We start from the raw sequence: 25668 nt of genomic DNA, 5'->3' as shown, positions 1-25668 counted from the left end.
GAAGGCCGTGAGCGAACCCTCCCCGCTGCTGGACGAGATCAGGAAGCTGATCAAACTGTCCGGGCCGATGCCGGTCTGGCGCTACATGGAATTGTGCCTGCTGCATCCGCAGCACGGCTACTATTTGTCGCGCGATCCGCTCGGCCGCGAGGGCGATTTCACCACGGCGCCGGAAGTCAGCCAGATGTTCGGCGAGCTGCTCGGGCTGTGGAGCGCCTCGATCTGGCGGGCGATCGGCTCGCCGGCGACGCTGCGCCTGATCGAGCTCGGGCCCGGCCGCGGCACCATGATGGCGGACGCGCTGCGGGCGCTGCGCGTGCTGCCGCCGCTTTACCAGTCACTCAGCATCCACCTCGTCGAGGTCAACCCGGTGCTGCGCGAAAAGCAGCGCGCGACGCTGTCGGGCGTGCGCAACATCACCTGGCACGACAGCATCGACGACGTGCCCGAGGGACCCGCGGTCGTCCTCGCCAACGAATATTTCGACGTGCTGCCGATCCACCAGATGGTCCGCCGCGAGACCGGCTGGCACGAGCGCACGGTCGGCATCGATGCCAATGGCCGGCTGTATTTCGCCGCCGCGCCGGAACCCACGCCGCGTTTCGAGGTGCTGCTGCCACCGCTGGTGCGCGCCGCGCCGCTCAACGCGATCTTCGAGTGGCGGCCCGACACCGAGATATTGAAGCTCGCAACCAGGATGCGCGACCAGGACGGCGCCGCGCTGATCATCGATTATGGCCACCTTTGCAGCGACGCCGGCGACACCTTCCAGGCGATCGCGCGCCACAGCTTTGCCGACCCCTTGAAGAATCCGGGCGAGGCCGATGTGACCGCCCATGTCGATTTCCAGGCGCTGGCGCGCGCGGCCGAGGATGTCGGCGCACACGTGCACGGGCCGGTGACGCAGGGCGATTTCCTCAAGCGCCTCGGCGTCGAGGCGCGCGCCGCCGGGCTGATGGCGAAGGCGACGCCGGAAATGTCCGCCGATATCGCCGGCGCGCTCAAGCGCCTGACCGATTCCGGTCGCGGCGGCATGGGTTCGATGTTCAAGGTGATGGCCGTCTCCGATCCGCGCCTGACCTCGATCGCCGGGCTGAGCGACCAACCTGACGAGGCCGAATAGCCATGACTTTGGGATCATCGCTGCTGTCGGCCATTCCCGGCCTGCGCCATGCATTCTTCTCGCGCGAGGGCGGCGTCTCCGACGGCATTTACGCGAGCCTCAATGGCGGGCTCGGCTCGAACGATGATCCCGCCAAGGTCACCGAGAACCGGCGGCGGATGGCCGAACAGCTTGGCGTGCCGCCGGCGCAATTGATCAGCGTCCACCAGGTCCATTCGCCTGACGTCGTGGTCGCGACCGGCCCTTGGACCGCTCCTTGGGACGGCGCGCCGCGTCCGAAGGCGGATGCGCTGGTGACCCGGACCGAAGGCGTCGCGATCTCGGTGACCACGGCCGACTGCGGCCCGATCCTGTTCGTCGATCCCAATGCGCGGGTGATCGGCGCGGCGCATGCCGGCTGGAAGGGTGCGCTCACCGGCGTGCTGGAAGCGACCATCGCGGCGATGGAGAAGCTCGGCGCCGATCGCGGCGGCATCGTCGCCGCGATCGGCCCGCTGATCCGCCAGGAATCCTACGAGGTCGGCAAAGAATTCGTCGAACGCTTCATCGAGGCCGACGCCGAGAACGGCATGTTCTTCATTCCCGGCGCGCGCGACGGACATGCGATGTTCGATCTCGCCGGCTTCATCCGGATGCGGCTGGAAAATGCCGGCGTGCTGATGATCGACGATCTCGGCATCGACACCTATGCGGACGAACGCTGCTTCAGCTATCGCCGTTCCGTGCACCGCAAGGAGGCCGATTACGGCCGGCACGTCCACGCCATCGCGCTGGAAGGCTGACGCGCACTTCAGCTGCCATCGTGCGATAAGCGTCTTGACTCTCCACCTGCTGGAGACCGCAGAACGCGCGCATGACACAACGCACCTACAGCATCGGCGAGGCGGCACGGCTCAGCGGCATCTCTGTCCGCAACATCCGCTTCTACGCGGATCGGGGATTGCTCCCGCCGGCCGGCCGCACCGCGAGCGGCTATCGCGTCTTCACCGACGCGGAGCTGGTTCGCCTCGACCTGATCCGCTGCCTGCGCGACGCGGGGCTCGGTCTCGACATCGTCCGCGAGGTCCTGTCCAAGGAGCTCTCGCTGACCGAGGCCCTGAGGCTTCGCCTCGATGCCCTGGAAGCGGAGATCGCGGCGCAGCGCCGCGTCGCCTCGGCCCTGCGGGCTGCGTTGCGTTCACCGCAACTCACCGAAGCAGACTTGAGGAGATTCTGGACCATGACGCAGCTGTCCCGCGCCGAGCGCCGCAACGTCGTTGAGCGCTTTTTCGAGAGAGTGTCCGACGGCATCAATATCGATCGGGAATGGGCGCGCCGGATGATCGAGGCGAGCGTGCCTGAATTACCCGACGAGCCGACGCCCGAACAGTGCGATGCCTGGATCGAGCTGTCCGGAATCCTCAACGATCCCGGCTTCATCGCCAGCATGCGCAACAATGCCGGTGACGTCTGGAATCGTGACGTGCTGGACCCCTCCAGTTGGCAGAAGGCGAGCCAGCCGATGCTGGCGAGAGCGAAGGACGCCATCGCGCATGGTCTCGAGCCGACATCGGACACCGGCAAGGCGCTGGCGCACGAATGGCTGGAGACGTCGGCGCGGCTCCTGGGACGGCAGCCGGATCTCGACTTCCGCGACTGGCTTCGCACCAAATATCGGCTGCACGATTCCCGCGCGGCCCGCTACTGGGAGCTGGTCGCCATCATGCGTGGCCAATCGCCGGACGCCAGCCCGAACCGGGAATGGAATTGGATCACCGCAGCCATGCAGCACCATCTCGCTGACTGAACAGAGAAATCCCAAACCTCGTGGCGCGGCCGTCGGATCGGTTAAGCGCTGTGGCCGTCCTGCCCTAGACGTTAAGCCGTTTTAACGATATCGCAGGACGGAATGAGGGAAGCGTCAAACAACCAGCTTCAAACTGGGACAGCCATGCGTGCCGCGATCGCCGCCGCCTGGCTTGCGGTTGCTTGCACGCTCGGCGGCTGCGCCGCCGGCGGAGGCAATCCGGCGGACTCCTATGCGATGGCCTCGGCCAGCAGCGGCGCGACGGTCGCATTCGAATCGATCGACGGCCCGCCGCCCCAGGTGTTCGAGCGCATGGTCGGCGTGCTCGACAGCGAGTCCAAGCTGCGCAGTCTCTCGATCGTGTCGCGCGAAGGTGCTGCCGCCTATCGCGTGCGCAGCTATCTCTCGGCTCAGGTGGTGCGCGGCCGCACCATGATCGCCTGGGTGTGGGACGTCTACGACAGCAATCAGCAGCGTGCGCTGCGGCTGTCCGGCGAGGAGCCCGCCGGCAAGGCCGGCCGCGACGCCTGGGCCGCCGCCGACGATCTGGTGCTGCGCAAGATCGCCCAGGCCGGCCTCAGCGGCCTGTCCGGCATGATCAACGGCAGCCCGGCCGACGCGCCCGCGCCGACCCCGGCACCCGATCTCCGGGGTCCCGCGGTCGCAGCCGCCCCGGCGCCTGCCGCAGCCGAGACCGTGGCGCTCGGATATTCCGCTAACTAAGCCCCGCGATATCCCGGATAGGCGCGGTTTTTGCCCAGGAAAACGGGGGTGGAAACGGGCTAATGGGTTGCCAGCCGAGGTACCTGCCTGATATTCCCTCGCGCACGAAAACCCGCCGGTTCTATAGGGACTTGAGATGCTGAACGTCGTATCCAGCAAGGCGCGGGGGGAAGCATCGATGTCGGCAAAGAACGGATCAATCAAGCTCGTCGCCGGCAACTCCAATCCTGCGTTGGCGCAGGACATCGCCAAGGGACTTGGCATCGAACTGACCAAGGCCGTGGTCCGGCGCTTCGCCGACATGGAGATCTTCGTCGAGATCCAGGAGAACGTCCGCGGCTCGGACATGTTCATCCTGCAGTCGACGTCGTATCCGGCCAACGACAATCTGATGGAACTGCTGATCATCACCGACGCGCTGCGCCGTTCCTCGGCGCGCCGCATCACCGCGGTAGTGCCCTATTTCGGCTACGCCAGGCAGGATCGCAGGTCCGGTTCGCGTACCCCGATCTCGGCCAAGCTCGTCGCAAACCTGATCTCGCACTCCGGCGTCGACCGCGTCATGACGCTCGACCTGCATGCCGGCCAGATCCAGGGCTTCTTCGACATCCCGACCGACAACCTCTTCGCAGCGCCTCTGATGGTGCGCGACATCCGCGAACGCTTCGACCTGACGCGGTCGATGGTGGTGTCGCCCGATGTCGGCGGCGTGGCGCGCGCGCGCGGGCTCGCCAAGCGCATCAACACCCCGCTTGCGATCGTCGACAAGCGCCGCGAGCGCCCCGGCGAGTCCGAGGTGATGAACGTGATCGGCGACGTCTCCGGCTACAACTGCATCCTGGTCGACGACATCGTCGATTCCGGCGGCACGCTGGTGAACGCGGCCGAGGCGCTGCTCGCCCACGGCGCCAAGGAGGTCTCGGCCTACATCACCCACGGCGTGCTGTCGGGCGGCGCCGCCGCGCGCATCGCTTCGTCGCGGCTGAAGGAATTGGTGATCACCGACTCGATCCTGCCGACCGAAGCCATCAACAAGGCGCCGAACATCCGCACCATCTCGATCGCCGGCCTGATTGCCGAAGCGATCGGCCGCACCGCCGCGGAAGAGTCGGTTTCGAGCCTGTTCGATTAATTCTCTTCGTCCTGGCGAAAGCCAGGATCCGCGGACAGACCTTGACGCCGCTCCAATTCGCTTCCATATGCGGGCCGACGCTCGTAATCGGCGCTGAGCCGAACAATATCTGGGCCGTTTCGCGTCACTCCCGACAGGCGCGCGCTTCAGTCCTTCTTCTGCAAATTGATCAAACGACAGGGGGCCGATCCCTCGGATCGTCGGCACGCGGGTCTCGCTTGACCGCAATGACCACAAAGAAAGTCGACGACCACATTGCCAGCGAACAAGCCATCTGCGACTGCGGCCGCGCCGAAGGTGGAACGCGAGCAGAAAACCTGCGAGCCGGGTGACGACATGGCTGAGGACTCGGACCACCCGGTGCGCGGGCGGCAGCCGTCGGATATCAACGTGAGTATTGGACACAACTCGGGTCTGGCAGCGCTCGACACGCGGCGCTGGACGCGCATTCTGGGCAGCTATCGCACGCCAAATCTCGTGCGCAGCGTTACCGAGCTGGTGATCACAGCCTTGCCGCTGGTGCTGCTATGGACCGCGGCCTGGTTCACATTCTCCCTCGGCCACGCCTGGGCTTCGTTGCTGATCGCGATTCCGGCCGCCGGCTTTCTGGTGCGCCTGTTCATGATCCAGCACGACTGTGGCCACGGTACCTTCTTCGCCAAACGGCGGGTGAACGACTGGGTCGGCCGCGCCATTGGTGTGCTCACGCTGACGCCGTACGACTGGTGGCGCCGCACGCATGCGATCCATCATGCGACCAGCGGCAACCTTGACCGGCGCGGGATCGGCGATATCGAAACCCTGACGGTGCGCGAGTACCGAGCCCGATCGTGGTGGGGCCGTCTGGCATATCGTCTTTACCGCCATCCGCTGGTGATGTTTGGACTGGGGCCGGCCTATCTGTTTCTGCTGCAACACCGTCTTCCGGTCGGGCTGATGCGCGGCGGTTGGCAGCCTTGGGCCAGCACGATGGCGACCAATCTCGCGATTGCCCTGATCGTCGCTGCGCTGACCTGGCTGATCGGCCTCAAGGCGTTCCTGCTCGTGCATCTTCCGATCATGCTGCTGGCCGCCACCACCGGCGTATGGCTGTTCTATGTGCAGCATCAATTCGAGCAAACGGCGTGGCAGCGCGACGAGCGCTGGAACCTGCATCAGGCCGCTCTGTACGGCAGCTCTCATTACGATCTGCCGGTGTTGCTGCGCTGGTTCACGGCCAATATCGGCATCCACCACGTGCACCATCTCTGCAGTCGCATTCCCTATTACCGGCTTCCAGGCGTGCTGCACGACCACCCCGAGCTGCGCGGGATCGGTCAGGTCACGCTGCTGCAAAGCTTTCAGTGCGTGCGGCTTGTGCTGTGGGACGAGACGCGGCAACGGCTGGTATCGTTCCGCGACATCAGAGCCCGGGAGTTTCAGGCAACCGCGCCATCGCCTGCTCCACGATAGCGGTCGCGCGTTCATCGATCTTACCGCATTGCATCAGCAGGGGCGTGGCTCTCGGCAGCCGACGTCGGTCGTTGCGCCACGGCGCGAAGGAATTGCCTTGGCGCTGGGGCGCTTCATCCCTAAAGTCTTCCACCCGGCGCCTGGTGCTCTGGATGGGGCCCGGTCACTACGGAGGTGAAGCTATGCCCAAACCGGAAAGCTTCCCAATCGACAGAATTTACGTTCCCGTGAAACGGAAGAAAGCTCTCAAGCCCGAGCTGGTTCAGGAAATCGCGGAAAGCATTCTGGCCGTCGGGCAACAAACTCCCATTCTCGTTCGGCCCGACGAAGATCGCTTCGTTCTGGTCGAGGGACTGCATCGGTTCGAAGCCTGCAAGGCGCTTGGCGAACAAACAATCGTCGGGCTCCTCGTCCCCGCCGAGACCGCTCACCAAAAGACGCTGTTGTCCGACAGCGCCGATGCAGAAGCGGAGCGCGACAAGATGGCGCGCTTGAAGAAACTGCGTCTGGAAAAGGAGGCCGCCGACAATCTGGCCGCTGTTTCGAGGCCAGCTGCGGAGAAAGGCATCCGGAACAACATCAAGGCAACGCCAAGCCAGCCAAATCGCAAGACGGCAGCATCGAGACCCAGCACCCTGTCGGAATGGATCACGCAACAAAAAAGCACAGGTGGCCGTTATTGATTGCCAAGCGGCTCAAGACCGGGCCGACACCGGGTGTGCGGCGACCTCTTCGCTAAAACCCCGGCCGTGGCACGTGGCCCATCAGCGTCCGCGCATAGCCGCCGTCGATGATGATCTCCTCACCATTCACGTAAGATGACCGATCACTCGCCAGGAACAGGATCGCATCCGCCATGTCCTGCGGCGCGCCGATCCGGCGCAGCGGCACCACGGCGGTGCGGCGCTCGGTGACCCCGGGCGTGTCGTAGAAGGCCTGGCTCATCGGCGTGATCACGAGGCCGGGGCTGATCACGTTGCTGCGCAGCCCGTGCGGCCCCCATTCGGCGGCGAGTTGCTGCGACAGCATGACGACGCCGGCCTTGCTGACGCTGTAGGCACCGCTCTGCCCCTGTGCGTTGCTGGCGGCGATCGAGGCGACGTGGACCAGGCTGCCGCGTCCGGCCCCGCGCATCTGGCGGCCGAACGCCTGCGCACAGATGAAATAGCCGGTGAGATTGACCGCGAGCACCGCGTTCCATTCCGCGAGCGAAAGCGTGTCGAGCCCGCCCGGGCGCAACACCGCGGCGGTATTGACGAGAATGCCGCAGGGTCCAAGCGCGCGCTCGACGGCCGAGGCGGCAGCCGCGACGTCCTCGGCGCTGGTCGTGTCGCAGCTTGCGACGAGATGGCCGTCGCCGAACTCGCGCAGCTTCGCCCTGGTCTCTTCGAGCCCGCGCGCGTCGCGATCAAGCGCGGCGACCGTGGCGCCGGCGCGCGCGAAACTCAACGCGGTGGAACGGCCGATGCCGCCGCCTCCGCCGGTGACGACCGCCACGCGGCCGGAAAGGCCGAGCCAATCGGAGGAATGTTGTTCAGCCATGAGCACCTCCCGCGCATCTTGATTATGCCCGGAAGCATAACCGATACGCGGGCGACGTGAGCGATCCCGGCGCGCATGCCGGAATCGTTTTTGCGTTGGTGCTGGCTAGCCCGCAATCCCCGCCGCGACCTGGCCGCGCAGCCGCTCCAGGCTGAGCAGCGTGTTGGCGCAGGCTTCCGCGACCTCGATACCCTTGATGGTGAAATGACGACGGAAGAAGTCGTAATGCACCTCGGTCTCGTGGAATTGCTGCGGCGTCAGCACCGCGGAGAACACCGGCACCTCGGTGCGCAGCTGTACGTCCATCAGCGCCTTGATCACGGTGTCGGCGACGAATTCGTGGCGGTAGATGCCACCGTCGACGACGAGTCCTGCGGCGACGATCGCGGTGTAACGGCGCGTCTTGGCCAGCAGCTGCGCATGCAGCGGGATCTCGAACGAGCCCGGCACCTCGAACACATCGATATTGGTGATGTGTCGCGCCTCGATCTCCTTCAGGAAGGCGATGCGGCATTCCTCCACCACCTCGCGGTGCCAGGACGATTGCACGAAGGCGACGCGCTGCGGCTTTGCGAAGCGCGGATGTTCGACCGCAGGCGGAGCCGCCGGCGTGTCGGAGGCTGCTTCCGCTTGGGAGGTTTGGGCTTCGGAGGTTTGGAGGTCTTGGTCTTGCAACATCTGATTCATGGCTTTCCTCTTTCAGGACCAGAATCAGGGCACACGGACAACGACACGAGCCCCACGCGAATCCGCGCGGGCTGCCGCAACCGTTCTCTTTCATCCGGACTGTAACCGTCGGCTTCGGAATCACACCGAATCTGCTGACCCTTCCTCCGCTTCGCGGAAGAAGGCGCTCGCGGGCTTGGGCTCATCGCCCTTACCGCCGGTGGGGATTTTCACCCCGCCCTGAGAACATCGGCCCGCCCGGGATGGACGTGCCTGACGCAAATATGACCAAACCGCGACAGGCCGGCAAGCACCATTGGCATGGCGAATTGCATGGTCCCCATGAGCGCACCGCTGTCCTGCCCGACGCCATCGCGGGCCGCGAGGGCTGATTCACGCTGCGCCGAAGCGCCGGCAAAAAGTTAACAAACTCTTACGCATGCAGCTGCGATTCTGATTTGTTCTCAAATTAACAAATGTGGCGGAAGTCAGCTGTGGACGATGCGCGCTTTCGCTGTGGACGGACTCGGCGTGCGGTTGCGCGGATTCCGCAAATCACATCACTTCATCCGCGTCAGGTCCGGGGCATTCGGAAGCCCGCTTGAAGGAACTGTACTCGGTCGCGACGCAGTTGTCGCAAGTGCCGGCTTCCGTGTGCGTATCAAAGAGATCAAAAGAACAAGGGTCGAGACGGCATGTCCCTCCTCGAAAGCATCATCGAGTCCCGGAACAACCCGCTTGCGGTGGTCGAGGATATCGCCACCGACAACAACTGGGCGTTCGAGCGTTCCGGCGACGATGAGGTGACGATCGTCTCCAAGGGCGACTGGATCGACTACCAGCTCTCCTTCACCTGGATGGGCGAGATCGAGGCACTGCATCTCGCCTGCGCCTTCGACATGAAGATTCCGCCGGCGCGGCGCGGCGAGGTGCAGCGGCTGGTCGCGGGGATCAACGAGCAATTGTGGGTCGGCCATTTCGACCTGTGGACCCACACCGGCATGGTGATGCATCGCCAGGCGCTGGTGCTGCCGGGCGGACTGACCGCCTCGACCGCGCAATGCGAGGCCATGGTGGTCAACGCGATCCACGCCTGCGAGCGTTATTACCCGGCGTTCCAGTTCGTGGTGTGGGCCGGCAAGCCGGCCGCAGAAGCGATGGCCGCCGCGATGTTCGAGACCGACGGCGAGGCGTAGCAGCCACAAGTACGATGTCGTCCCGGCGAAGGCTGGGACCCATACGCCGCGGCAGCAGTTGGTAAGCAAACTGCTTGTGGCCTGCCGCTCGCTTCACTAGAACCGCCTGTGGTTATGGGTCCCGGCCCCCGTGCGCAATTGCGCACTAGGCCGGGACGACGAACGGTGACGCCTGTGAGCACAAGCAACGCATTGACGAACACCACCGGCACCATCGCGCTTGCGGGCGCGGGCAAGATGGGCGGCGCGATGCTGACCGGCTGGCTCGCACAAGGGCTGGCACCTGAACGTGTCGCGGTGATCGATCCCTATGTCTCGCCTGATATCTCCGCGCTTGCGGCGAAGGGCGTCCGCCTCAACCCGAAAGCGCAGGATGTCGGCGCGGTCGATACGCTCGTGGTCGCCGTGAAGCCGCAATCGTTCCGCGAGGCCGGCGCGGCGCTGAAGGCGTTGGTCGCGCCGTCGACGCTGGTGATCTCGATCATGGCCGGCACCACGATCGCGGCACTGGAAGAGGTGGTCGGCGGCGCGGTGGTGCGCGCGATGCCGAACACGCCGGCGGCGATCGGCCGCGGCATCACGGTCGCGGTGCCGGCGCAGAATGTCACTGCCGCGCAGCGCGCCACTACGGATGCGCTGCTGCAAGCGACCGGTCTGGTCGAATGGATCGACGATGAAGGCCTGATGGACGCGGTGACCGCGGTCTCCGGCTCCGGTCCCGCCTATGTGTTCCTGCTCGCCGAAGAACTCGCGCGCGCCGGCGTCGCGGCCGGCCTGCCCGAGCAGCTCGCGACGACACTGGCGCGGGCGACCGTCGCCGGCTCCGGCGAACTGCTACATCGCTCCGACCTGCCGTCCGCAACGTTGCGGCAGAACGTCACCTCGCCCGGCGGCACCACTGCGGCGGCGCTCGACGTGCTGATGGCACGTGACGGCATGCAACCGCTGATGACCCGCGCAATTGCAGCCGCGACCAAGCGCTCGAAGGAATTGGCGAAGTAGAGATTGTTGAACCGTAGGGTGGGTTAGCCGGAGGCGTAACCCACCGCTTCTGTCGCCGCGGCGCAAATGGTGGGTTACGCTTCGCTAACCCACCCTACGGCTCCGCGCGTGACACCCCGGCAAGCCGCTTGTTGAACGTCTCGACGTTGATCAGGCCGCGCGCATGACGGCCCTCGCCGAGCTTGCGCGTGCCCTCGAACGCCTCGACCTCGAAGCGGATCACGCGGCGCTCGACTGCGATCACTTTTGCGGTGGTGCGCACCGTGGCGCCGATGAGCGCTGCGGCGAGGTGGCGGATGTCGACCTCGGTGCCGACCGTGACCCAGCCCGGCTGCAGCGCGCTGCGGATCGCATCGCCCGACGCCATCTCCATTTCGAGGATCATCATCGGCGTCGCATAGACCATCGGCATGCCGGGCACGAAGTGCCCCACCGTGCGCTCCGCCGGCACCACCAGCATGCGCTCGGCGCTCATGCCGATCGTGATGAAATCGCGTGCGTCCATCGTGCCTTGGCTCGTCATTCCGGGGCACGCGAAGCGTGAACCCGGAATCTGGAGATTGTGGATCGAGATCCCGGGTTCGCGCTAATGCGCGCCCCGGGATGACGCGCTTTCGCGCGTCATTTCTTCGCAGCCGCTGCGCGCTCGACGAAGGACTTGCCGCCCTTCATCTTGTGATGAAGCGGCGCCTCGTTGATCTGGATCACGACCGCATCGGCATCGACGCCGAGGTTCTTCACCAGCGCCTGGGTGATGTCGCGCATCATCCCGAGCTTCTGCTCCTCGGTGCGGCCTGCGGCCATGCTGACGGTGATCTCGGGCATCGAACAAACTCCCTTGTTATCGTTGACGTGCAATCTGGCGAGGGCCGGGTTCGGCCGGCGCGCATCATTTTGAAGATGGCTGCGCGGGTCAAGCCCGCGCGTGGCAATCCAGCTATCCCCAGCTCACGTCATGCCGGGCCAACACCTCGCGCACCTTGGCGACCAGATCGGCCTCGGTACAGGAGAATTGCGCCGGCCGCGTTTCGCGCCATTCCTGGTTCGAGGCGATCGCAGCGGCGGCCTTGGCGCCCTCGATCAAATCCTTGACCTGCACCTCGCCGCGCGCCTTCTCGTCCGACCCCTGGATGATCACGCAGGGCGAGTTGCGCCGATCGGCATATTTGAGCTGGTTGCCCATGTTCTTGGGGTTGCCGAGATAAAGCTCGGCACGGATATTCGCAGCGCGCAGCTCCGCCACCATCTTCTGGTAGTCGGCGACACGGTCGCGATCGAACACGGTGACGACCACGGGTCCGAACTCGGGCCGCGTCTCGAGCTTGCCGAGCAAGGTGAGCGCCGCCTGCAACCGCGACACGCCGATCGAGAAGCCGGTCGCCGGCACTGGCTCGCCGCGGAAGCGCGACACCAGCCCATCATAGCGTCCGCCGCCGCCGACCGAGCCGAACCGCACCGGGCGGCCCTTCTCGTCCTTGGTGTCGAGCAGCAGCTCAACCTCATAGACCGGGCCGGTGTAGTATTCGAGGCCGCGGACGACGGAGGGATCGATACTGATCTGGTCCGCGCCATAGCCGGACGCTGCGACCAGCTTGGCAATCTCTTCGAGCTCGCTCACACCGGCCCGTCCAATTTCGCTCCTGGCGAGATAGGTGTCCGCTGCTGCAATCGCCTCGCGCCAATCGTCACGCTTTTGAGTGACGGCCAAGACGATATCGGCATCGGCCGTGCTGAGGTTGGCGCCCTTCGTGAAGTCGCCCTTGCCTTCTTCGCCGCCATCCCATCGTCCGGGACCGAGCAGCTTGCGAACTTCGTCGGCAGGAAACTTGTCGAGCTTGTCGATCGCCCGCAGCACCGTGAGCCGGCGCCCAGCATTTTCCTCGCCACCGAGACCGATCGCCTCGAGCACGCCGTCGAGCACCTTGCGGTTGTTGATCTTCACGAGATACTGGCCGCGCTGGATGCCGAGCGCTTGCATCGTGTCGGCCGCCATCATGCAGATCTCCGCGTCGGCCGCCGGCGAACCGGAGCCCACCGTATCCGCATCGAACTGCATGAACTGGCGGAAGCGGCCGGGGCCGGGCTTCTCGTTGCGAAACACATAGCCGAAGCGGTAGGAGCGGTACGGCTTCGGCAGCGCGTCGAAATTTTCCGCGACATAGCGCGCCAGCGGCGCTGTGAGGTCGTAGCGCAGCGATATCCACTGCTCGTCGTCGTCCTGGAACGAGAACACGCCCTCGTTGGGACGATCCTGGTCGGGCAGGAATTTGCCGAGCGCGTCAGTGTATTCCATCGCCGGGGTCTCCACCGGCTCGAAGCCGTAGAGCTCGTAGACGGCGCGGATCTTCTCCACCATCGCCCGCGTGGCATTGATCGCGGCCGGGCCACGATCCTCCAGCCCGCGCGGCAGGCGCGCCTTCAGTTTCTGCGGTTTTTTGGGTTTGTCGGCCATGTCAGACTCGTGAGGTCTGTAAGGAGCGAGACCTTACAAGGATGACGTCGGGTTACCAGCCGAGCCGGCCCGGAGCAAGGCATCGCGGTCCCTTACCTCGCCCCGCTTGCGGGGAGAGGTCGGAACGCATCGTGAGATGCGTTCCGGGTGAGGGGGACTCTCCGCGAGTCCCGGCACTGAGAGAGCCCCTCACCCCACCCTCTCCCCGCGAGGGCGGGGCGAGGGAGTGAGACAGCGTGCCCACCTTACACTTGCGCGCCGATTACGCGACGTTCCTGATCCAGTTGTGCGGGTCGTTGGTGCGGCCGTACTGGATGTCGACCAGCTTCTTGCGCATGCCCATCGCGACCGGGCCGGCGACGCCGCCGCTGATCGAAAAATCGCCGCTGGCGGAACAGACCTTGCCGATCGGCGAGATCACGGCGGCGGTGCCGCAGGCGAACGCCTCCTTCAGCCTACCGCTGGCGGCATCCGCGCGCCATTGCTGGATCGTATAGGGCTCCTCGCGCACCACCGTACCGGCGTCTTTCGCCAGCGCGATGATCGAATCGCGGGTGATGCCGGGCAGGATGGTGCCGAGCGGCGGCGTCGCGAGCGAGCCGTCGTCGAACACGAAGAACACGTTCATGCCGCCGAGCTCCTCGATATAGCGGCGCTCGACCGCATCGAGGAACACGACCTGGTCGCAGCCGTGCTGGATCGCCTCGGCCTGCGCGCGCAGGCTTGCGGCATAGTTGCCGCCGCATTTGACCGCGCCGGTGCCGCCGACCGCAGCCCGCGTGTAATTCTCCGACACCCAGATCGAGACCGGCGCCGGGCCGCCCTTGAAATAGGAGCCGACCGGCGAGGCGATCACCGAGAAGATGTATTCAGCCGACGGCTTGACGCCGAGGAAGATCTCGCTCGCGATCATGAAGGGACGCAGATAGAGGCTGCCCTCGCCGCCCGGGATCCAGGCGCGGTCGATCCGCACCAGCTGCTCGACCGCCTCGATGAAGACGTCGTCGGGCAGCGGCGCCATCGCCATGCGATCCGCCGAATCGCGGAAGCGGCGCGCATTGGCGTCGGGGCGGAACAGGTTCACGCCGCCATCGTCGCGCTTGTAGGCCTTCAGCCCCTCAAAGATCTCCTGCGCGTAATGCAGCACGGCGCCGGCCGGATCGAGCGGGAAATTGGCGCGGGATTCGACGCGCGCGCCATGCCAGCCCTTGGCCTGGTTGTAGTGGACGATGGCCATGTGGTCGGTGAAGACGCGGCCGAAGCCGGGGTCCACGAGCTTTGCCGTGCGATCCTTGTCGGAGGTCGCATTCGCCGCTGGCTGGATTTCGAATTTCAAACTCATGGTCCTGCTTTCCGCTCTCGCAACCGGCGCGGTCGTCTGCGCCGGTTTGTTTCCCCCGGGGGCCCGAAAGGCCCGGTTGACCCGGACTTCGCCAGGACCGGCTCTTTGGCCGGTTCCGGCGCCAACATGCCCGCTTAGACATGCTTTTGCGGATTAGCGAAGTCCAGTATGTTTGCCGAAATGCCGCTCGACAATCGCACGGTAGTCAAATTTGCGGCCCAAACCGCCATCGCTGGCTCTTTCAGGCCGATGAAACGTTGTCGGGGACGAAACGACTTAATATTTCGTCATGACATGCAGTTTTGTAACATTGGACCCAAGATACGTCAATATGACTGACATAAATTATCCAGGCATGGCTGCCAGACCCGATTCGCAGGAGGGCGATCATTCGCCGTCCGCAGCGGGCGGGCGCGACCTGCGCTGGGACGTCATCGAGCTCTTGTTCTTCGCCTACCGCGACTTTGTCGGCGACGCCGACCAGGAGTTGGAGGCATTCGGCTTCGGCCGCGCCCACCACCGCGTTATCCACTTCGTCACCCGCTATCCCGGCCTGAAGGTGGCCGACCTGCTCGACGTCCTGCGCATCACCAAGCAGTCGCTCGGCCGCGTGCTCAAGCAGCTCCTGGACGAGGGCTACATCGTGCAGAAGACCGGCAACAACGACCGCCGGCAACGGCTGCTCTACGCCACGCCCAAGGGCGAGGCGCTGGTCGCAAAGCTCGCGGGGCTGCAGACCGACCGCATCAATCGCGCGGTCGCCGGCATCGATGCCGACGGCGTCGAGACGGTGCGCCAGTTCCTGCGCGCGATGATCGACCGCGACGATCCCGACAAGGTGCTAGAGGCGATCTTCGGCGGCAAGAAGACGAGGGAGTGAGCGTGGTGCAGGCTGCAACCATGGTGCGGACGCCGGCCGAGCCGGCCGACGACGCGCCGCATCTTCTGCTGGTCGACGACGACCGGCGCATTCGCGACCTGCTGTCGCGATTCCTGTGCGGCGAAGGCTACCGCGTCACCACCGCGATGAGCGCCAGCGACGCGCGCGCCAAGCTGCTCGGGCTGCATTTCGACCTGCTCATCCTCGACGTGATGATGCCCGGCGAAAACGGCTTCGACCTCGCCCGTTTCATCCGCTCGTCCTCCTCGGTGCCGATCATCATGCTGACCGCGCGCCATGAGGCCGAGGCCCGCATCGAGGGACTGCAGATCGGCGCCGACGATTACGTCGCAAAACCGTTCGAGCCGCGCGAGCTGGTCTTGCGCATCGGCAACATCCTCAAGCGCACCGCGCCGCCGCAGGTCGCGACCGTCGAGCAGATCGCGTTCGGCCCCTACATCTTCCATCTCGAGCGCAGCGAGCTGCGCCAGGGCGAGGAGATCATCCATCTCACCGACCGCGAGCGCGAGATGCTGCGCATCCTCGCCGCCGCACCCGGCGAGACGGTGCCGCGTGCCGCGCTGACCAGCGGCGGCACGGTCAACGAACGCGCGGTCGACGTGCAGATCAACCGGCTGCGCCGCAAGATCGAGCGCGACCCGGCCAATCCGCTGTTCCTGCAGGCGGTGCGCGGCATCGGCTATCGCCTGGTGGCCTCGCCATAAGATGTCAGCCATGAGCACGCTCGACACCGGCCTGACCCTGATCAAGAACGCCTCGCAGCGCGTGTCGAAGGCCAATGGCTGGATGGGTAACGCGTTCAAGAGCTGGATGCCGACCGGCCTCTATGCCCGTGCGCTGCTGATCATGATCGTGCCGATGGTGATCCTGCAGACCGTGGTCGCCTTCGTGTTCATGGAGCGGCACTGGAACACGGTGACGCGACGGCTGTCGGCCGCCGTGGTGTCCGACATCGCCGCGCTGATCGACGTCTACAAGATGTACCCGCAGGACAAGGACCGCGCGCAGCTGCGTCATATCGCCCAGAAGCTGCAGCTCGTGGTCGACTTCCTGCCCGCCGGCGACATGCCGCCGCCGGGGCCGAAACCGTTCTTCTCGCTGCTCGACCAGACGCTGTCGGTGCAGCTCGGCCGCCAGATCAGCCGTCCGTTCTGGATCGACACCGTCGGCAAGTCCAATCTGGTCGAGATCCGCGTGCAGCTCGACGATTCCGTAATGCGGATCTTCGCGCAGCGCAGCGCGGCCTACGCCTCCAATTCGGAGATCTTCATCTTCTGGATGCTCGGCACCTCCACGATCCTGCTGATCGTCGCCGTGCTGTTCCTGCGCAACCAGATCAAGCCGATCCTGAGACTGGCCGACGCGGCGGAAAGCTTCGGCAAGGGCCGCGAGGCGCCGAACTTCCGGCCGCGCGGCGCGCGCGAGGTGCGGCGTGCGGCGCAGGCCTTCATCGAGATGAAAGGGCGCGTCGAGCGCTCGATCGAGCAGCGCACCGCGATGCTGGCCGGCGTGTCGCACGATCTGCGCACAATCCTGACCCGCTTCAAGCTCGAGCTCGCGCTGCTCGGCGAAGGTCCCGAGATCGACGCGATGCGCAAGGACGTCGACGAGATGTCGATGATGCTGGAGGACTATCTGGCCTTCGCCCGCGGCGATTCCGGCGAGGTCGCGCAGCCGACCGACATGGTCATGGCGCTGGAGGAATTGCGCGGCGATGCCGAGCGCCACGGCCATATCGCCACGGTGGCGTTCCACGGCCTGCCGGTGGTCACGGTGAAGCCGGCCTCGTTCAAGCGCTGCCTCGCCAACCTCGTCTCCAACGCGGCGCGCCACGCCAACACGATCTCGATCATCGGCCAGCGCGATCACCGCTATCTCAACATCACGGTCGACGATGACGGCCCCGGCATCCCCGCCAACATGCGCGAGGAGGTGTTCAAGCCGTTCCTGCGGCTCGACGATGCGCGCAACCAGGACGAAGGCGGCAGCGGCCTCGGCCTCGCCATCGCCCGCGACATCGCCCGCTCCCACGGCGGCGACATCATGCTCGGCGAAAGCCCGATGGGCGGCCTGCGCGCGGCGGTGCGGGTGCCGGTGTAAGCAGGAACGATCGGCTTGTTATCCGTCATCCTGAGAGCATGTGAATGTATGGCTCTCGGTGTCCCAACATACTCGATGTCGTCCCTGCGAAAGCAGGGACCCATACTCCGCGGCGGGTGTTATGAAAGGGACTCGTCGTCCCAGAGGTGTGCAACTATGAACTTCGGTGGTTATGGGTCCCTGCTTTCGGGGACGACATTGAATTTGTTGCGCAGCCACTGAGATCCTCTCAGCGTGATGCGGATAGATATGAACACGCGAGCAGCAGCGCTACTTCGGCTGCTGCTTCGGCAGCAGGTCCTTCAGCTTCTGCATGTCCTTGACGTTCATCTTCATGCCGCCGGGCATGACGATGTCACCGGGCTTCTGGTCGCTCTTGCAGGCGCCGAGCCATTTCGCCTCGATGGTCGTCGTGGTGTCGCGGGCGCCGGATGGACCACCCTCGGAATGCGAGGTGCTCTTGACCGTATAGGCGGAGTTGAAGTCGCCGACGATCTCGGCATGCGAAGTGATCGAAATGCCGGCCATGCCACAGACGCTGTCGCTGACATAGCCGGTCGCGGTCTTCTGGATGTCCTGCTTGGAGCAGATCTGCTTGGCCATCGGCGAGGCCGCCGTGCTCATCTCCTTGTCGGTGCTCTCGTCGGTGCAGTGCTGCATGGTGATCTCCGGGATCGCGCCCCCGCTGCGCACCATCTTCATTTCCCACAATCCGGCCTTGCGGATGGGCAGGTCGACGGCGTTGGCGGCGCCGGCCGACAGGACGAGGCAAACGGCCGAACCAAGCAAAGCGAGCTGTCGCGTCATGCGCGTTCCTCCCGGCTCAACGATCAAAGGATGCGAGCGCGCGCTCAATAGAGCGTGCGCAAGGGCCGGCCGGCTGCGCCATAGGGCACCCAGCGGCAGGCGAACGAGATATAGCCGCCCGGATAGGCGTTGACCGCGAGGAATTTCACCACCTTGCCGTAGGAGGCGCAGTGATCGACGGCCAGCTGCCTTGCATCGGCCTGGGTCGCGAGCGTGTAGGCGATGATCCCGCCGGTATCATTGCCCTTGAAGGGCGGCACCGGCTGCAACCAGTCGGCCCGCGCCGGCACCACGGCCAGCACCCCGCAAACGGCAACCAGGCACGCGGCCAATTTCCTTCGCATCGCAGACTCCATTTCGCTTGGCCCAACATAGAGTGCCCAGGCGGCCATGAAAAGAACGAGCCGGCCGCCGGATGCGGACTTGTCCGCAGGTGTTGCCGCGCTGCACTTGACCTTGCCGGGGCTTCACGGCACCGTCCGCGGCAATCGGATGATCGGTGGATTCCCCATGCGCGACCTGTTGATTTCAGCCAAGAAGCTCGGTGCTGGCGCCGCGCTCGCAATCGGCCTGCTGGCCTCTGCCGGGAGCACGGCGCAGGCCGCCAACCCATTTGAGCTGAATTTCTGGCTGTCCGGACCGCGCTATGACGGTAACGTAGCCCCCTGCGAGCGTGCGCTGCCGACGATTAGCGATCAATTCCACGAGAAGGAAGCCACCTTCTGGAATTCGCCGCTGGTCATCACCGGCTTCGACCGCATCCACGAGACCGCGTTCCGCCCCTGGCAGTCCGACAACATTCCGCGCCGCTATTGCTCCGGCCAGGCGATGCTGAGCGACGGCAAGGTGCGCACCGTGCACTACTCGATCATCGAGGACGGCGGCTTCTCCGGCATCGGCCAGGGCGTCGAATGGTGCGTGACCGGGCTTGACCGCAACTGGGCCTATAATCCCTCCTGCAAGGCCGCGCGGCCCTGATCTCTGGCTAGACCGGCGAGCCGATCGTTCGTGGACAGCTCTGCTGCCCGCGGACGATTTCTTTTGTTCTTGAATTGTTCCAGTGGCCTGCTAGGCTTCGGACGGTCGAGTTTGGGGGAGCGCTTGATGCCTCGGTTGGTCACCATTTCGCGATTTCTCGCTTCAATTGTTTTTGTCCTGTGCGCCACGGCAATGGCGTCGGCGCAGGACCGCCGTCAGAACACGCCGGGCGAATTCGATTTCTATGTGCTGTCGCTGTCCTGGTCGCCGTCCTTCTGCGAGGCGGCAAGCGAGCGCGGCAACAACGGCCGCGGCACCCAGGCGCAATGCGGCGGACGGCCCTATTCCTTCGTGGTGCACGGCCTGTGGCCGCAATATGAGCGCGGCTTTCCCGAATACTGCCAGCGGCCCTCGCCGCGGCTCGCCCGCGGTATCATGACCTCGATGCTCGACCTGATGCCGGCGCCCGGGCTGATCTACAACGAATGGGACAAGCACGGCACCTGCTCGGGCCTGGGCGAGCGCGCCTATTTCGAGGCGATCCGCAAGGCACGCGCCGCGGTGAAGATCCCCGAGGAATTCCTCCAGCTGTCGGAGCCGAGGACGATCGCGCCCGACGATCTGGAAGCGGCCTTCATCAAGGTCAATCCGGGGCTGAGCAGTTCGGCGATCTCGGTGACCTGCGACAGCCGGCGGCTCAGCGAAGTGCGGATCTGCCTCAGCAAGGATCTGCAATTCCGCTCCTGCGAGGAGATCGACCGCCGCGCCTGCCGCCGCGACCAGGTGCTGATGCCGCCGATGCGCGGCGGCTGACACTCTCTGCGTCATGCCCGGGCTCGTCCCGGCCATCCACGTCTTTCTTGATGCAGCAGCCAAGACGTGGATGCCGGGGACAAGCCCGGGCATGACGAAGTATAAAATGCGCTTTGCCCGAAACGCGGCACGATCATCTCATGAACTACCGACACGCCTTTCACGCGGGCAGCTTCGCCGATGTCATCAAGCACATCGTGCTGGTGCGCATGCTGACCTATCTGCAGGAAAAGCCGGCCGCCTTGCGCGTCATCGACACCCATGCCGGCGCCGGTCTCTACGACCTGACCTCGAGCGAGGCGCAGCGCGGCGGCGAATGGCTGACAGGTATCGCGCGGCTGATGCAGGCGCGGCTTTCCGAGCAGACCTTGCCGCTGGTTGCGCCCTATCTCGATATCGTCAGGGCGTTCAATCCGAAGTCCGAGCTCAAAGCCTATCCCGGCTCGCCTCTGATCGCGCGGGCCATGTTGCGGCCACAGGACCGCCTCACCGCCTGCGAGATCGAGCCCGTGGCGCGCAAGCAACTGATCGACGCATTGCGGCGCGACACGCAGGCGCGTGTCGTCGATGTCGACGGCTGGATGGCATTGCCGGCTTTCGTGCCACCGAACGAGCGGCGCGGCCTTGTGCTGATCGATCCGCCGTTCGAGGCAAAGGATGAATTCGAGCGGCTGGCAAACAGCTTTTCTGACGCATTCGCGAAGTGGCCGACCGGCGCCTATTTGATCTGGTACCCCGTAAAATCACGGAGAGCCACCGACGAACTCGCGCGCAGCGTCGCAGCAGCGGCCGCAACAAGCCGCCCCGCCGGCAAATGCTTGCGTTTGGAATTCAGTGTGGCACCGCAAGAAGCAGACCGCGGCCTGGTCTCCACCGGCCTGCTGATCGTGAATCCGCCGTGGACGTTGGCCAACGAGTTGAAGCTGATCTTGCCCGAACTCGAGAAGCCGCTCGGCCAAGGTGGCGCGGCCCGCTTCAGAATAGAGACGCCCAAACCCTAATCCACCGTGCCGATTGAAAAGTGCGATTTGAGCGTAGGCAATCTGCGCGGAACCGTATTATGCTCATCCTGTTACGACTGGCTTTACGTTCCGCTTCCGCGAATGGTTGCGGCGGAGTGACAAGGCCGAAATAAAATCCAGGCAGACCGGCGGCGTGACGCCGGCCTGTTCAGGTGGCCAGGCTTCCGACAAGCGAATGTCGGTCAACCGCTGCGCGGCGTGCGCGTAGCGGGGGAGCAATACGGGGGAGGAGTTTCCCGATGGCCATGACTGGGACAGTCAAGTTCTTCAACGGAGAGCGTGGCTACGGCTTCATCAAGCCTGATGATGGCGGCCGCGATGTGTTCGTTCACATCACGGCAGTCGAGCGGGCGGGATTGAAGGACTTGACTGAAGGACAACGCATTACATTCGAGGTCGAGCCGGACAAGAAGGGCAAGGGCCCGAAGGCGGTCAACCTGGTGATTTCGTCGTGAGCGCGCAACTCGCGATGAGATCCGGATGAAGCGCTGCATGTAGCTGTCGACGAGCACGAAGCTCGCGCTCGCCGCGTAACCAGTTGCTTGATGCGGATGCCACCGGCGGCCTCCGTGCAGTTGAAGCGTGCGGCCGGATGCCGTGGCGCGATCCGCGGCGCGCAGCTTGCTGCATGCATCTCCGAACATCGCCGCAAAAAGAAACCCGGCCGCGCAAGGCACGGCCGGGAGTTGATATCAGACGTTTTCTTCTCAGAAGTGGTAGTTGATGCCGGCGCGGACCAGGTTGAAGCCGTAGCCGTTCGAGGTGCCTGTGATCGCGAAATGGCTGCTGGCCAGATCGACGTAGAGATATTCGATCTTGGCGCTCCAGTGCGGGGCGAACGCCATTTCGGCGCCGGCGCCGAGCGTCCAGCCCGGATTGGTGTGCGACTCCGATACGCCGAAGGTCTCGCCGCGCAGCTCGCCGAAGGCGAGACCGCCGGTCGCATAGAACAGCACGTTGTTGACGGCGTAGCCGGCGCGGCCGCGCACGGTGCCGAACCAGGGATTGGAGAACTTCCACGGCGCGAACCGGTCGTCCGCAGCGTTGGCCTGGATGTCGCCCTCGATGCCGAACACGAAGGGGCTGCCGTTCTGGAAATTGTAGCCGGCCTGGACACCGCCGGTGAAGCCGTCCGGCTTGGTCGGGTTGTTGTCGACCGCACCCCAGCCATAGCCGATGTTGCCGCCGAGATAGGGACCGGCCCAGCTATAGGCGTTGAGCGGCTGATTGACGGTGTAAGGCGTACCGTAGTTGAGGTCGGCTGACGCGGCCGAGGTCGTCCAGCCCGCCACGATCAAAGCCAGCGCTCGCACAACCAACCGGGTCATTGCTACTCTCCACCACGCAACTGCCGAAACCCGCCGCCAAGTGGCCGGCGTGGTTACGGAATTCCACTTATTTCGCTAAGGTTTATCGAGAGTTTTAAGTTAAAGGGCTGTTAAGCCCGGTTACCGCCCGCTCATCAGTCTTAACGAGACGTTACCGAACCGCCGGCGCGGAGGCGGATCGACCGGGTAACCGCCTGCAATCGGCTCCTGTTTGCAGTGCCGCCGACGCTGGCGAGGGCCGGTCCAAGCGCTTAGTTTACGGCCATGGTTGACGATTCTCCCGAGCGGCCGACGCCGGCCCCGCCAAAGGCGCGGCGCGGTTCGCAATCCGACTTGCCGCAAAACGACCTCTCGCTCGACACCGGCGATGTCGATCCGGAAACCTCCGCCCCCGAGGAGGAGGACGAGGCGCGTCTGCCGGACGCTGCGGACGAGATGGCCGAAGCCATCGCCGAGGGCCGGCTCGCGGTCGGCCACGCCGCGATCGAGAACGCGGTCCGCCTCGCGCCGACCTCGCCCGGCGTCTACCGCATGCTCAATGCCGTCCACGACGTGCTCTATGTCGGCAAGGCGAAGAACGTCAAAAAGCGGCTGTCGTCCTATGCGCGGGCCAGCGCGCCGCTGCCGGCGCGCATCCTGCGCATGATCGCCGCCACCACCGAGGTCGAGATCATCTCGACCTCGACCGAGACCGAAGCGCTGCTGCTTGAAGCGAACCTGATCAAGCAGCTTCGCCCGCGCTTCAACGTGCAACTGCGCGACGACAAATCGTTTCCCTATATCCTGATCTCCGGCGACCATTGGGCGCCGCAGATCCTGAAACATCGCGGCGCGCAGTCGCGGCCCGGGCGCTATTTCGGCCCGTTCGCCAATGCCGGCGCCGTCAACCGCACCATCACGGCGCTGCAGCGCGCGTTCCTGATCCGCTCCTGCACCGACGGCTTCTTCGAGAGCCGCACCCGACCCTGCCTGCTCTACCAGATCAAGCGATGCGCCGGTCCCTGCACGCGCGAGATCGATTTCCCCGGCTACAGCGAATTGGTGCGCGAGGCGACCGAATTCCTGTCGGGCCGCAGCCATGCGGTGAAGGAGTTGCTCGCGGCCGAGATGGAGAAGGCCTCCGGCGAGCTTGAATTCGAGACCGCGGCGCTCTACCGCGACCGCCTCGCGGCGCTGTCGGCGATCCAGTCGCAGCAGGGCATCAACCCGCGCACGGTGGAGGAGGCCGACGTGTTCGCCATCCACCAGGAGGGCGGCTATTCGTGCGTCGAGGTGTTCTTCTTCCGCACCGGCCAGAACTGGGGCAACCGCGCCTATTTCCCGAAGGCCGAGAAGACGTTCACGCAAGAGGAGGTGCTGTCCTCGTTCCTGGCGCAGTTCTACGACGACAAGCCGCCGCCAAAACTGATCCTGCTGTCGCACGAGATCGAGGAGAGCGCACTGCTCGCCGACGCGCTGTCGGTCAAGGCAGGCCACAAGGTCGAAGTCTCGGTGCCGAAGCGCGGCGAGAAGAAGGAGTTGGTCGCCCACGCGCTGACCAATGCGCGCGAGGCGCTCGGCCGCAAGCTCGCGGATACAGCAACCCAGAGCCGGCTGCTCGAGGCCATGGTCACGACGCTCGGCCTGCCGCATGCGCCCAAGCGCATCGAGGTCTACGACAACAGCCACATCCAGGGCACCAACGCGGTCGGCGCGATGATCGTGGCCGGGCCCGACGGCTTCATGAAGAACCAGTATCGCAAGTTCAACATCAAGTCCGAGGGGCTGACGCCCGGCGACGATTACGGCATGATGCGCGAGATGCTGGAGCGGCGTTTCAAGCGCCTGCTGAAGCCCCCTGAGGGCGACGCCGCCAAGGCCAGTGACAAGCCGGACGACGATTCATTTCCGCAATGGCCGGATCTGGTGATCATCGATGGCGGCCGGGGCCAGCTCAATGCCGTGAGAGAGACTTTCCAGACTCTCGGGCTCACCCAGGTCGCGCTGATGGCGGTCGCCAAGGGGCCGGAGCGCGACGCCGGCCGCGAAACCCTGTTCATGCCGGACCGCGAGGCGATCAAGCTGGAGCCGCGCGACCCGGTGCTGTATTTCATCCAGCGGCTGCGCGACGAGGCCCACCGCTTCGTGATCGGCTCGCATCGCAAGCTGCGCAAAAAGGACATCCGCGAGGCCGGCCTGCAGGAGATCCCCGGCATCGGGCCGTCGCGCAAACGTGCCTTGCTGCATCACTTCGGAACCCTCAAGGAGATCGAGCGGGCCTCGATCGCCGACCTCGGCAAGGTTCCCGGGGTCAGCGCCGAAAGCGCCCGCAAGATTTTCGAGTTTTTCCACGCCCAGCCGGGGTAAAGAAGAGCCGAGTCATCAGGGCGTCGCTCCGACTGACCATGTTTGGGCCCGCCTGTTGACCTTCCAGCTTCAGCGGTATTGGTAGCATTGATGAACATCGCCACGACCCGGGGACAGCCCAAGACCTTGTCCCTTCCGAATATCCTGACCTACGCCCGGATCGCCGCGATCCCGGTGGTGATTGGTTGCGTCTACTGGCAGTCGATCCTGGACGGCCCGTTGTGGCTGCGCTGGGTGGCGCTGGCCGTGTTCATCGCCGCAGGGGTCACCGATTATCTCGACGGCTATTACGCCCGGATCTGGGACCAGCAATCGGCGTTCGGCCGCATGCTCGATCCGATCGCCGACAAGCTCCTGGTCGCCTCCTCGCTGCTGATGCTGGCCGCCGACAATTCGATCCATGGCTGGACGCTGTGGGCGGCGATCGTGATCCTGTGCCGCGAGATCCTGGTCTCGGGCCTGCGCGAATATCTCGCAGGCTTGCGGGTCAGCGTGCCCGTCACCAAGCTTGCGAAATGGAAGACGACGATCCAGCTCATCGCGATCGGCTTTTTGATCGCGGGCGAGGCCGGCGAGCAGATCTTTCCGCCGACCACGCTGATCGGCATCGTACTGCTGTGGATGTCGGCGATCTTCACGATCTACACCGGCTGGGACTATTTCCGCGCCGGCATCCACCACCTCATCAAGGAGGATGAGGGATGAAAGTGAAGTATTTCGCCTGGGTCCGCGAACGCATCGGCAAGGCTGAAGAGACCATCGAGCCGCCCGCCGATGTGCGCACCATCGGCGAGTTGATCGGCTGGCTGTCCGCGCGCGGCGAGACTTACGCCTATGCCTTCGAGAGGCCGACGGTGATCCGCGCCGCGATCGACCACGCCCATGTCAAGGCGGACGCTGCGATCTCCGGCGCGCGCGAGATCGCGTTCTTCCCGCCGATGACCGGCGGCTAGACCT

At 65.0% G+C, this 25668-nt stretch carries 28 protein-coding genes and 1 riboswitch; of the genes, 19 read left to right on the top strand and 9 right to left on the bottom strand.

The window, feature by feature from the left end; all coding sequences use genetic code 11:
• Nucleotides 1-67 precede the first annotated feature (67 nt).
• From IC762_RS06850 to IC762_RS06820, 7 genes are all read left to right on the top strand, one after another.
• Nucleotides 68-1123, top strand: coding sequence for a class I SAM-dependent methyltransferase (locus tag IC762_RS06850; RefSeq protein ID WP_195790023.1), 1056 nt, complete (start codon nucleotides 68-70; stop codon nucleotides 1121-1123).
• A 2-nt stretch (nucleotides 1124-1125) separates the two neighbouring features.
• Nucleotides 1126-1905: a peptidoglycan editing factor PgeF gene (pgeF, locus tag IC762_RS06845; protein WP_195787961.1), complete on the top strand. Its 780-nt coding sequence runs from the start codon at nucleotides 1126-1128 to the stop codon at nucleotides 1903-1905.
• A gap of 71 nt (nucleotides 1906-1976) precedes the next feature.
• Nucleotides 1977-2909: a MerR family transcriptional regulator gene (locus IC762_RS06840; RefSeq protein WP_195787960.1), complete on the top strand. Its 933-nt coding sequence runs from the start codon at nucleotides 1977-1979 to the stop codon at nucleotides 2907-2909.
• A gap of 102 nt (nucleotides 2910-3011) precedes the next feature.
• Nucleotides 3012-3632 (top strand): hypothetical protein, encoded by a 621-nt coding sequence (locus IC762_RS06835; protein WP_195787958.1) that lies wholly within the window; start codon nucleotides 3012-3014, stop codon nucleotides 3630-3632.
• 178 nt (nucleotides 3633-3810) lie between these two features.
• Nucleotides 3811-4764 (top strand): ribose-phosphate pyrophosphokinase, encoded by a 954-nt coding sequence (locus tag IC762_RS06830; protein WP_195787956.1) that lies wholly within the window; start codon nucleotides 3811-3813, stop codon nucleotides 4762-4764.
• Nucleotides 4765-5100: 336 nt separating this feature from the next.
• On the top strand, nucleotides 5101-6216 hold the full coding sequence (locus IC762_RS06825) for a fatty acid desaturase (RefSeq protein WP_195790022.1): 1116 nt from the start codon (nucleotides 5101-5103) through the stop codon (nucleotides 6214-6216).
• Between the two features lie 182 nt (nucleotides 6217-6398).
• On the top strand, nucleotides 6399-6899 hold the full coding sequence (locus tag IC762_RS06820; protein WP_195787954.1) for a ParB N-terminal domain-containing protein: 501 nt from the start codon (nucleotides 6399-6401) through the stop codon (nucleotides 6897-6899).
• Nucleotides 6900-6951: 52 nt separating this feature from the next.
• Here the strand turns inward: IC762_RS06820 and IC762_RS06815 are convergent, their stop codons facing one another.
• Entirely contained in the window at nucleotides 6952-7758 is an 807-nt protein-coding gene (locus tag IC762_RS06815) for an SDR family NAD(P)-dependent oxidoreductase (protein WP_195787952.1), read from the bottom strand.
• Nucleotides 7759-7863: 105 nt separating this feature from the next.
• A complete protein-coding gene (locus tag IC762_RS06810; RefSeq protein ID WP_195787950.1) occupies nucleotides 7864-8445 on the bottom strand; it encodes a 6,7-dimethyl-8-ribityllumazine synthase in 582 nt (193 codons plus the stop codon).
• A 78-nt stretch (nucleotides 8446-8523) separates the two neighbouring features.
• A riboswitch (FMN riboswitch) is annotated at nucleotides 8524-8676 on the bottom strand.
• Between the two features lie 443 nt (nucleotides 8677-9119).
• Between IC762_RS06810 and IC762_RS06805 the strand changes: the two genes are divergently transcribed.
• Together IC762_RS06805 and proC are read left to right on the top strand one after the other, a co-directional pair.
• On the top strand, nucleotides 9120-9620 hold the full coding sequence (locus IC762_RS06805) for a YbjN domain-containing protein (protein ID WP_195787948.1): 501 nt from the start codon (nucleotides 9120-9122) through the stop codon (nucleotides 9618-9620).
• A gap of 114 nt (nucleotides 9621-9734) precedes the next feature.
• On the top strand, nucleotides 9735-10622 hold the full coding sequence (gene proC / locus IC762_RS06800) for a pyrroline-5-carboxylate reductase (RefSeq protein WP_195790021.1): 888 nt from the start codon (nucleotides 9735-9737) through the stop codon (nucleotides 10620-10622).
• A 94-nt stretch (nucleotides 10623-10716) separates the two neighbouring features.
• Here proC and IC762_RS06795 read toward each other — a convergent pair whose 3' ends face one another.
• The 4 genes from IC762_RS06795 to IC762_RS06780 all read right to left on the bottom strand — a co-directional run bounded on the left by IC762_RS06795 (nucleotide 10717) and on the right by IC762_RS06780 (nucleotide 14416).
• Nucleotides 10717-11127 carry a thioesterase family protein gene (locus IC762_RS06795; RefSeq protein WP_195787947.1) on the bottom strand — a complete coding sequence of 137 codons (411 nt, stop codon included), beginning with the start codon at nucleotides 11125-11127 and terminating at the stop codon, nucleotides 10717-10719.
• Between the two features lie 116 nt (nucleotides 11128-11243).
• On the bottom strand, nucleotides 11244-11447 hold the full coding sequence (locus IC762_RS06790) for a tautomerase family protein (protein WP_024581090.1): 204 nt from the start codon (nucleotides 11445-11447) through the stop codon (nucleotides 11244-11246).
• Between the two features lie 112 nt (nucleotides 11448-11559).
• Nucleotides 11560-13074, bottom strand: a complete 1515-nt coding sequence (gene hisS / locus IC762_RS06785) for a histidine--tRNA ligase (protein WP_195787945.1) — start codon at nucleotides 13072-13074, stop codon at nucleotides 11560-11562.
• 262 nt (nucleotides 13075-13336) lie between these two features.
• Nucleotides 13337-14416 (bottom strand): branched-chain amino acid aminotransferase, encoded by a 1080-nt coding sequence (locus IC762_RS06780; protein WP_195787943.1) that lies wholly within the window; start codon nucleotides 14414-14416, stop codon nucleotides 13337-13339.
• A 355-nt stretch (nucleotides 14417-14771) separates the two neighbouring features.
• Between IC762_RS06780 and IC762_RS06775 the strand changes: the two genes are divergently transcribed.
• The 3 genes from IC762_RS06775 to IC762_RS06765 are packed head-to-tail and all read left to right on the top strand — an operon-like array spanning nucleotide 14772 to nucleotide 17417.
• Nucleotides 14772-15296, top strand: coding sequence for a MarR family winged helix-turn-helix transcriptional regulator (locus IC762_RS06775; protein ID WP_195787941.1), 525 nt, complete (start codon nucleotides 14772-14774; stop codon nucleotides 15294-15296).
• A gap of 20 nt (nucleotides 15297-15316) precedes the next feature.
• A complete protein-coding gene (locus IC762_RS06770; protein ID WP_433995897.1) occupies nucleotides 15317-16021 on the top strand; it encodes a response regulator in 705 nt (234 codons plus the stop codon).
• Between the two features lie 10 nt (nucleotides 16022-16031).
• Nucleotides 16032-17417 (top strand): ATP-binding protein, encoded by a 1386-nt coding sequence (locus IC762_RS06765; protein ID WP_195787938.1) that lies wholly within the window; start codon nucleotides 16032-16034, stop codon nucleotides 17415-17417.
• Between the two features lie 270 nt (nucleotides 17418-17687).
• Here IC762_RS06765 and IC762_RS06760 read toward each other — a convergent pair whose 3' ends face one another.
• Together IC762_RS06760 and IC762_RS06755 are read right to left on the bottom strand one after the other, a co-directional pair.
• Nucleotides 17688-18224, bottom strand: coding sequence for a DUF3617 domain-containing protein (locus tag IC762_RS06760; protein ID WP_195787936.1), 537 nt, complete (start codon nucleotides 18222-18224; stop codon nucleotides 17688-17690).
• Nucleotides 18225-18268: 44 nt separating this feature from the next.
• Nucleotides 18269-18568, bottom strand: a complete 300-nt coding sequence (locus IC762_RS06755; protein ID WP_195787934.1) for a hypothetical protein — start codon at nucleotides 18566-18568, stop codon at nucleotides 18269-18271.
• A gap of 166 nt (nucleotides 18569-18734) precedes the next feature.
• Between IC762_RS06755 and IC762_RS06750 the strand changes: the two genes are divergently transcribed.
• The 4 genes from IC762_RS06750 to IC762_RS06735 all read left to right on the top strand — a co-directional run bounded on the left by IC762_RS06750 (nucleotide 18735) and on the right by IC762_RS06735 (nucleotide 21492).
• Nucleotides 18735-19202, top strand: a complete 468-nt coding sequence (locus IC762_RS06750; protein WP_195787932.1) for a hypothetical protein — start codon at nucleotides 18735-18737, stop codon at nucleotides 19200-19202.
• Between the two features lie 192 nt (nucleotides 19203-19394).
• Nucleotides 19395-20015, top strand: coding sequence for a ribonuclease T2 family protein (locus tag IC762_RS06745; RefSeq protein WP_195787930.1), 621 nt, complete (start codon nucleotides 19395-19397; stop codon nucleotides 20013-20015).
• Nucleotides 20016-20155: 140 nt separating this feature from the next.
• Nucleotides 20156-21016 carry a 23S rRNA (adenine(2030)-N(6))-methyltransferase RlmJ gene (locus IC762_RS06740; protein ID WP_195787929.1) on the top strand — a complete coding sequence of 287 codons (861 nt, stop codon included), beginning with the start codon at nucleotides 20156-20158 and terminating at the stop codon, nucleotides 21014-21016.
• A 260-nt stretch (nucleotides 21017-21276) separates the two neighbouring features.
• Nucleotides 21277-21492 (top strand): cold-shock protein, encoded by a 216-nt coding sequence (locus IC762_RS06735; RefSeq protein WP_028350729.1) that lies wholly within the window; start codon nucleotides 21277-21279, stop codon nucleotides 21490-21492.
• Between the two features lie 252 nt (nucleotides 21493-21744).
• Here the strand turns inward: IC762_RS06735 and IC762_RS06730 are convergent, their stop codons facing one another.
• A complete protein-coding gene (locus IC762_RS06730) occupies nucleotides 21745-22365 on the bottom strand; it encodes an outer membrane protein (RefSeq protein ID WP_195787927.1) in 621 nt (206 codons plus the stop codon).
• Nucleotides 22366-22629: 264 nt separating this feature from the next.
• Between IC762_RS06730 and uvrC the strand changes: the two genes are divergently transcribed.
• The 3 genes from uvrC to moaD all read left to right on the top strand — a co-directional run bounded on the left by uvrC (nucleotide 22630) and on the right by moaD (nucleotide 25664).
• A complete protein-coding gene (uvrC, locus tag IC762_RS06725; protein ID WP_195787925.1) occupies nucleotides 22630-24711 on the top strand; it encodes an excinuclease ABC subunit UvrC in 2082 nt (693 codons plus the stop codon).
• 90 nt (nucleotides 24712-24801) lie between these two features.
• Nucleotides 24802-25416: a CDP-diacylglycerol--glycerol-3-phosphate 3-phosphatidyltransferase gene (gene pgsA / locus IC762_RS06720; RefSeq protein WP_195787924.1), complete on the top strand. Its 615-nt coding sequence runs from the start codon at nucleotides 24802-24804 to the stop codon at nucleotides 25414-25416.
• Nucleotides 25413-25664 carry a molybdopterin converting factor subunit 1 gene (gene moaD, locus IC762_RS06715; protein WP_195787922.1) on the top strand — a complete coding sequence of 84 codons (252 nt, stop codon included), beginning with the start codon at nucleotides 25413-25415 and terminating at the stop codon, nucleotides 25662-25664. Before pgsA ends, moaD begins: the two co-directional genes overlap by 4 nt.
• Nucleotides 25665-25668: the final 4 nt, after the last annotated feature.

The sequence above is a fragment of the Bradyrhizobium genosp. L genome, from assembly GCF_015624485.1.
Taxonomy (GTDB): Bacteria; Pseudomonadota; Alphaproteobacteria; order Rhizobiales; family Xanthobacteraceae; genus Bradyrhizobium.
The sequence above is the reverse complement of the archived record's forward strand: the minus strand, read 5'-3'. Positions and strand labels throughout refer to the sequence as shown.

Excerpts from the sequence above, each read along its gene's own strand:
- IC762_RS06850 (WP_195790023.1), top strand. The coding sequence starts at position 68 with ATGCCGGTCTGGCGCTACATGGAATTGTGCCTGCTGCATCCGCAGCAC.
- pgeF (WP_195787961.1), top strand. The coding sequence starts at position 1,126 with ATGACTTTGGGATCATCGCTGCTGTCGGCCATTCCCGGCCTGCGCCAT.
- IC762_RS06840 (WP_195787960.1), top strand. The coding sequence starts at position 1,977 with ATGACACAACGCACCTACAGCATCGGCGAGGCGGCACGGCTCAGCGGC.
- IC762_RS06835 (WP_195787958.1), top strand. The coding sequence starts at position 3,012 with ATGAGGGAAGCGTCAAACAACCAGCTTCAAACTGGGACAGCCATGCGT.
- IC762_RS06830 (WP_195787956.1), top strand. The coding sequence starts at position 3,811 with ATGTCGGCAAAGAACGGATCAATCAAGCTCGTCGCCGGCAACTCCAAT.
- IC762_RS06825 (WP_195790022.1), top strand. The coding sequence starts at position 5,101 with ATGGCTGAGGACTCGGACCACCCGGTGCGCGGGCGGCAGCCGTCGGAT.
- IC762_RS06820 (WP_195787954.1), top strand. The coding sequence starts at position 6,399 with ATGCCCAAACCGGAAAGCTTCCCAATCGACAGAATTTACGTTCCCGTG.
- IC762_RS06815 (WP_195787952.1), bottom strand. The coding sequence starts at position 7,758 with ATGGCTGAACAACATTCCTCCGATTGGCTCGGCCTTTCCGGCCGCGTG.
- IC762_RS06810 (WP_195787950.1), bottom strand. The coding sequence starts at position 8,445 with ATGAATCAGATGTTGCAAGACCAAGACCTCCAAACCTCCGAAGCCCAA.
- IC762_RS06805 (WP_195787948.1), top strand. The coding sequence starts at position 9,120 with ATGTCCCTCCTCGAAAGCATCATCGAGTCCCGGAACAACCCGCTTGCG.
- proC (WP_195790021.1), top strand. The coding sequence starts at position 9,735 with ATGGGTCCCGGCCCCCGTGCGCAATTGCGCACTAGGCCGGGACGACGA.
- IC762_RS06795 (WP_195787947.1), bottom strand. The coding sequence starts at position 11,127 with ATGGACGCACGCGATTTCATCACGATCGGCATGAGCGCCGAGCGCATG.
- IC762_RS06790 (WP_024581090.1), bottom strand. The coding sequence starts at position 11,447 with ATGCCCGAGATCACCGTCAGCATGGCCGCAGGCCGCACCGAGGAGCAG.
- hisS (WP_195787945.1), bottom strand. The coding sequence starts at position 13,074 with ATGGCCGACAAACCCAAAAAACCGCAGAAACTGAAGGCGCGCCTGCCG.
- IC762_RS06780 (WP_195787943.1), bottom strand. The coding sequence starts at position 14,416 with ATGAGTTTGAAATTCGAAATCCAGCCAGCGGCGAATGCGACCTCCGAC.
- IC762_RS06775 (WP_195787941.1), top strand. The coding sequence starts at position 14,772 with ATGGCTGCCAGACCCGATTCGCAGGAGGGCGATCATTCGCCGTCCGCA.
- IC762_RS06770 (WP_433995897.1), top strand. The coding sequence starts at position 15,317 with ATGGTGCGGACGCCGGCCGAGCCGGCCGACGACGCGCCGCATCTTCTG.
- IC762_RS06765 (WP_195787938.1), top strand. The coding sequence starts at position 16,032 with ATGAGCACGCTCGACACCGGCCTGACCCTGATCAAGAACGCCTCGCAG.
- IC762_RS06760 (WP_195787936.1), bottom strand. The coding sequence starts at position 18,224 with ATGACGCGACAGCTCGCTTTGCTTGGTTCGGCCGTTTGCCTCGTCCTG.
- IC762_RS06755 (WP_195787934.1), bottom strand. The coding sequence starts at position 18,568 with ATGCGAAGGAAATTGGCCGCGTGCCTGGTTGCCGTTTGCGGGGTGCTG.
- IC762_RS06750 (WP_195787932.1), top strand. The coding sequence starts at position 18,735 with ATGCGCGACCTGTTGATTTCAGCCAAGAAGCTCGGTGCTGGCGCCGCG.
- IC762_RS06745 (WP_195787930.1), top strand. The coding sequence starts at position 19,395 with ATGGCGTCGGCGCAGGACCGCCGTCAGAACACGCCGGGCGAATTCGAT.
- IC762_RS06740 (WP_195787929.1), top strand. The coding sequence starts at position 20,156 with ATGAACTACCGACACGCCTTTCACGCGGGCAGCTTCGCCGATGTCATC.
- IC762_RS06735 (WP_028350729.1), top strand. The coding sequence starts at position 21,277 with ATGGCCATGACTGGGACAGTCAAGTTCTTCAACGGAGAGCGTGGCTAC.
- IC762_RS06730 (WP_195787927.1), bottom strand. The coding sequence starts at position 22,365 with ATGACCCGGTTGGTTGTGCGAGCGCTGGCTTTGATCGTGGCGGGCTGG.
- uvrC (WP_195787925.1), top strand. The coding sequence starts at position 22,630 with ATGGTTGACGATTCTCCCGAGCGGCCGACGCCGGCCCCGCCAAAGGCG.
- pgsA (WP_195787924.1), top strand. The coding sequence starts at position 24,802 with ATGAACATCGCCACGACCCGGGGACAGCCCAAGACCTTGTCCCTTCCG.
- moaD (WP_195787922.1), top strand. The coding sequence starts at position 25,413 with ATGAAAGTGAAGTATTTCGCCTGGGTCCGCGAACGCATCGGCAAGGCT.